The sequence below is a fragment of the Nocardia tenerifensis NBRC 101015 genome (assembly GCF_000308715.1).
GTDB lineage: Bacteria > Actinomycetota > Actinomycetes > Mycobacteriales > Mycobacteriaceae > Nocardia > Nocardia tenerifensis.
Map to the genome: position 1 here is coordinate 1 of NZ_BAGH01000135.1, position 1,041 is coordinate 1,041.

General features: G+C 74.1%; 1 protein-coding gene. It reads left to right on the forward strand.

What is annotated here, in order from left to right; translation table 11 throughout:
* Positions 1 to 1,041: Mur ligase family protein (locus ON39_RS11280; RefSeq protein WP_040733469.1), on the forward strand; the 1,041-nt coding region annotated here is incomplete at both ends.

Consider the following 1,041-nt stretch of genomic DNA (forward strand, 5'->3'; position numbering starts at 1 on the left):
CGGGAGGATCCGCGCGCGGTGCTCGGCGAGCTGTCGGCGACGATCTACGGCCACCCCTCCGAGCGACTGCGCATCGTCGGCATCACCGGCACCTCCGGCAAGACGACCACCTCTTATCTGGTCGAGGCCGGGCTGGCCGCCGCGGGCCTGTCGACGGCGCTGATCGGCACCATCGAGACCAGGATCGGCGGCCGGCGCGTGCCGAGCGCGCTGACCACGCCGGAGGCCCCGCAGCTGCACGCGATGTTCGCGCTGATGGTGGAGCAGGGGGTGGACGCGGTGGTGATGGAGGTGTCCAGCCACGCGCTGGCGCTGGGCCGGGTCGACGGCGTCCGCTTCGCGGTCGGCGGGTTCACCAACCTGTCGCAGGACCACCTGGACTTCCACGCGGACTTCGAGGACTACTTCGCCGCCAAGCGCAGGCTGTTCGAGCCGACCTCGCCGGTCGCCGCGCGGACCTCGGTGATCTGCGTCGACGACGAGTGGGGCGCCCGGCTCGCGGACGGGCTCGAAGCCCCGATCAGGGTGTCCACCACGGGATCCGGCGATTGGCGCGTGGCGGGTCCGATCACCGCGCACGGCGGCGAACAGGAGTTCACCGCGGCCGGGCCGAGCGGCGATGTCCCTGTGCGGCTGCGTCTTCCGGGCCGCTACAACGTCGCCAACGCACTGCTCGCGGTCGCCTTGTGCGCGGCAGCCGGGGTCGACGCCGCGGTCGCCGCGCCCGCGCTGGCCACCGTCGACGTGCCGGGCCGCATGCAGCGAGTGGAGCGCGGGCAGAACTTCCTCGCGATCGTCGACTACGCGCACAAGCCCGCCGCGCTGGAGTCGGTGATCGCCACGCTGCGTGGACATCTCGCGGCGGACTCGCCCGAATCGCCGGGGCGCCTGGCCGTGGTGGTCGGCGCGGGCGGCGACCGGGACGCGGGCAAACGCCCGCTGATGGGCGCGGCGGCGGCCCGCGGCGCCGACCTGGCGATCATCACCGACGACAACCCGCGCAGCGAGGACCCGGCCGAGATCAGGGCCGCGCTGCGGCGG